Here is a 3,696-nt window from a genome sequence, read left to right on the forward strand (position 1 = left end):
CCGTGACAGGGCGGCGCGCTAACCAACTGCGCTACAGGGCCTAGTGCTTTGAATAAATTCAAGTCACACAGTAAAACCCCCGGGATAAACCGAGGGCCTGCGTGGCTCCGACCGGCGTCGATCCGGTGACCTTTCGATTTTCAGTCGAACGCTCTACCAACTGAGCTACAGAGCCTGGTACCACTAAGTGGACACCAAATTTACTATTGAAATAGTAAATTGAGCGACCCTGACGGGACTTGAACCCGCGACCTCCGCCGTGACAGGGCGGCGCGCTAACCAACTGCGCTACAGGGCCTAGTGCTTTGAATAAATTCAAGTCACACAGTAAAACCCCCGGGATAAACCGAGGGCCTGCGTGGCTCCGACCGGCGTCGATCCGGTGACCTTTCGATTTTCAGTCGAACGCTCTACCAACTGAGCTACAGAGCCTGGTACCACTAAGTGGACACCAAATTTACTATTGAAATAGTAAATTGAGCGACCCTGACGGGACTTGAACCCGCGACCTCCGCCGTGACAGGGCGGCGCGCTAACCAACTGCGCTACAGGGCCTTGCTTTCGCAAGCCAATGGATTTCTCCATCTGACAACCACATAATGGTTGTTTGTACCCCCAACGGGATTCGAACCCGTGCCGCTGCCGTGAAAGGGCAGTGTCCTAGGCCGCTAGACGATGGGGGCCTAAGTTGTTCGCTTCGGTTTCTTGCTTCTCCGTAGCGGACTCCAATAACTATACGCAGTGTTTTTTGCTTTTGCAAAATCGGCACCTGGACGAGTTTCACCCATGCCAAATCGGGTGCGCGGGCCTAGTCTGGAAGCATGCTTTTTGAGATGGATGACGACGAATTCCAGACCCTGGTCGAGCAGGCCATCGACGCCATTCCGGAGGCTGCATTCGCCATGATGGACAACGTCATTTTCTTCATCGAAGACGAGTATGAGCCGCTTCCAGGAGAACCAGAAAACCCTGAAATTCTGGGGTTATACGAGGGCATTGCACTCACGGAACGGGACCTGGACTGGGGCACGGGCGCACTTCCCGACCGCATAACGATCTTCAAGAATCCGACGCTTCGAGCCTGCGAAACACGTGAAGATGTAGTGCGGGAAATTGGGATTACAGTGATGCACGAAGTGGCCCATCACTTCGGAATCGACGACGCGAAATTGCACGATTTAGGGTGGTCATAGCCCCGAATCCGCAGAATCTTCTTTTGAGATCTGCCTCACAAAAATACTCGAATGCGGTGGTCGCATCGAGGTCGAAAGAGACCCAAAGCACACGCATGGCGCTTGGAATCGCCACCCAGGTCCAGCCGACCGGCGGGCAAGCCGCCCAAAATCCGTTTCGCAACGATTGGCGCGCCGGTCGGTTTCCCGTTGCCCCGCTGGCGGCTGCTTTATCCGGGCGTGATCAGGTGCAGCCGGCCGGAGGAACCTTGCATGCCTCTTGCCCGTGTCCACCCAGCGGCCCTGGGCCCCTCCGCCACCAAGGGCAGCGAGGTGATCCCGATTGGGAGCACGGCACCGCACCCCCAAAAGGATGTCGCCATTGGAGCCAGCGTCTCCGGGGCAGACCCAGCGAAGCAGAGCTTTGCGCCCTCCCGGAGTACCTTTCCCTTTTAAAGGCAAACGTTTTTTGCAGTCGCACGTTCCCCTCCGGCACGTTACCCAAGCTTCATGACAATCGATACCTGGGTAACGAGGCGAGATATATGTCTGAGTCATTTCCCAGCCACTCTTGATCAGCCACACAGATCCCAAATGCCACTATCTGCGCAGATCACCGCCGAATACCCAGGCGAATTACACGAATGGGATTCATGTGACTGATGTGAACAGTGTTGCCAAGCGTGTCTTAATTGCCTAATGTGCTATTTGGAGTCTTATCCGAATCGTGACCTACTCATCGGTGAAGGTCACGACTCACGCACTCCGCGTCATCCAAGTACTTAGTGAGGAACGATATGGCTACTCGCCACACGCTCGGTGTTGCTGCAAGCACCCTAGCCCTAGCGGTGTCCTGCATTGCAGGCGCTTTGCCCGCTTCCGCATCTACTTCAGCTCTGCTTCCTCAGTCTGTGGCCATCGCTGCCGCACCTAGGGCTTCCGCGCTACCTTCGGACGCAGAGGTCCAGGACGCAAAGAAGGATAAGGCTTCGACGAACGCGATGATCGCGCGCATCGAAGCTTCCCTGGCTTCCAGCCGCGCCGAACTGAAGCGCGTTGAAACTGAGGCCGCTCAGGCTCAGGAATCCCTGCTCACCGCCGGCGAAGAGCGCGATCTGCGCACCGCTGCGGCCGAGAAGGCTGTAGAACAGCTCGAGTACGCAAAGACTTACCTGGAGCAGAGCCGCAACGATCTGGGCGCTATCGCTTCGGATATCTACCGCAATGGCGCAGGCACCTCGACCCTGAGCCTGCTCCTTGATGACAACCAGGAAGGCGACCTGTTCTACAAGGCCGCTACCATCGACGCGTTGAGCGAACAGAAGGTCCAGTCCGTCAACACCGCCACCGAGGCCGAAGGCCTCGTTTCGGCTTGGCAGGAATATGCTGATGCGGCACAGAACGCCGCCGAAGAAGCTGCAGCCAACTATGACGCAGCCGCAGCGACCGCGAACAGCACCCTGTCCACCTACGAAGCAGCTATCGCACCTGAGAAGCAGCTGCGCGATGACTTGATCGGCCACCTCGCCACCTTGAAGCAGAAGGAAGAGGCCGAGGTTCGCCAGGCGGTTGAAGAGCGCGAAACGCAGGAGCAGGAAAAAGCTCTCGCGGACGCCATCGCCGAAGAGGAAACCGCCAAGGTTCCCGAAACGAAGCAAGACTCCGTTCAGCCGCTCTCGGTTGAAAAGCCACGTGAGCTGGTGCAGGCCGAACCTGAAGAGGAAACGGTCGAGTCGGAGCCTGAGAAGGTTGAAGAGGAACCGGAAGCTGTCGAGCCTCCCGTAGCGCCGAAGCCGGAGCCAACCAAGAAGGCCGAACCGAAGCCGGAGCCAACTAAAAAGGCCGAGCCAAAGCCGGAACCGACCAAAAAGGCCGAGCCAAAGCCAGAGCCAACCAAGAAGGCCGAGCCGAAGCCGGAGCCAAAGCCAACCAAGAAGGCCGAACCGAAGCCGGAACCAACCAAGAAGGCCGAGCCGAAGCCGAAGGCTACCCCGAAGCCGGCACCCAAGCCCGAGCCAAAGCCGGAGCCAAAGCCGAAGGTCACCCCGAAGCCAGCGCCTAAGCCTGAGCCAAAGCCGGAACCTAAGCCGGAGCCGAAGCCTGAAGTCGCCCCGCAGTCCGGCAGCAACTACTCTGCAGCGTTTTCCTGGGCCTTGAAGACCGCGGATGATCCCAGCAAGTACTACGTCTATGGTGCCAACGGTCCCGATGCTTTCGACTGCTCGAGCTTCTCGCAGCGAGCTTTCGGCAAATCCGGCATCAGCCTGCCACGTACTTCGTCCCAGCAGTTCGCTAGCGCCCCGCAGTACGTGTCGCTGAGCAACCTGCGCCCAGGCGACTTGGTGTTCTCGTCTTCCAACGGCGGTTCCTCGTTCTACCACGTAGCCATCTACATCGGCAACGGCCAGGTCGTCCACGCTCGCAACCCGAACGCCGGCATCTCGGTGACTCCACTGAGCTACGTCAACAACCTCTACCCGAAGGCAGCCCGCTACTAAGCGCCACCCCTCGAGGCACGAAGGCC

Annotated in this window: 2 protein-coding genes and 6 tRNA genes (1 of these 8 cut by a window edge); 2 read left to right on the forward strand and 6 right to left on the reverse strand. The window is 58.3% G+C overall.

All coding sequences use genetic code 11. The features are described 5' to 3' along the window. The 6 genes from ACNPN0_RS08190 to ACNPN0_RS08215 form a co-directional block, all read right to left on the reverse strand. Nucleotides 1–41, reverse strand: a tRNA-OTHER gene (locus tag ACNPN0_RS08190); it reaches 61 nt to the left of the window's first position. A 61-nt stretch (nucleotides 42–102) separates the two neighbouring features. Continuing rightward, nucleotides 103–175, reverse strand: a tRNA-Phe gene (locus ACNPN0_RS08195). 49 nt (nucleotides 176–224) lie between these two features. Beyond that, a tRNA-Asp gene (locus ACNPN0_RS08200) sits at nucleotides 225–298 on the reverse strand. 61 nt (nucleotides 299–359) lie between these two features. After that, nucleotides 360–432 (reverse strand) — tRNA-Phe (locus ACNPN0_RS08205). Nucleotides 433–481: 49 nt separating this feature from the next. After that, nucleotides 482–555: transfer RNA gene (locus ACNPN0_RS08210), tRNA-Asp, on the reverse strand. 55 nt (nucleotides 556–610) lie between these two features. Beyond that, nucleotides 611–683, reverse strand: a tRNA-Glu gene (locus ACNPN0_RS08215). A 138-nt stretch (nucleotides 684–821) separates the two neighbouring features. Here ACNPN0_RS08215 and ACNPN0_RS08220 point away from each other — a divergent pair. Beyond that, a complete protein-coding gene (locus ACNPN0_RS08220) occupies nucleotides 822–1,193 on the forward strand; it encodes a metallopeptidase family protein (protein WP_400291014.1) in 372 nt (123 codons plus the stop codon). Nucleotides 1,194–1,969: 776 nt separating this feature from the next. Next, nucleotides 1,970–3,670 (forward strand): C40 family peptidase, encoded by a 1,701-nt coding sequence (locus ACNPN0_RS08225; protein WP_448938325.1) that lies wholly within the window; start codon nucleotides 1,970–1,972, stop codon nucleotides 3,668–3,670. Nucleotides 3,671–3,696: the final 26 nt, after the last annotated feature.

It is taken from the genome of Glutamicibacter sp. AGC84, assembly GCF_053543575.1.

What these genes read in the sequence shown, in the direction of transcription:
- ACNPN0_RS08225 (WP_448938325.1), top strand. Translation starts at nt 1,970, where the DNA reads ATGGCTACTCGCCACACGCTCGGTGTTGCTGCAAGCACCCTAGCCCTA.
- ACNPN0_RS08220 (WP_400291014.1), top strand. Translation starts at nt 822, where the DNA reads ATGCTTTTTGAGATGGATGACGACGAATTCCAGACCCTGGTCGAGCAG.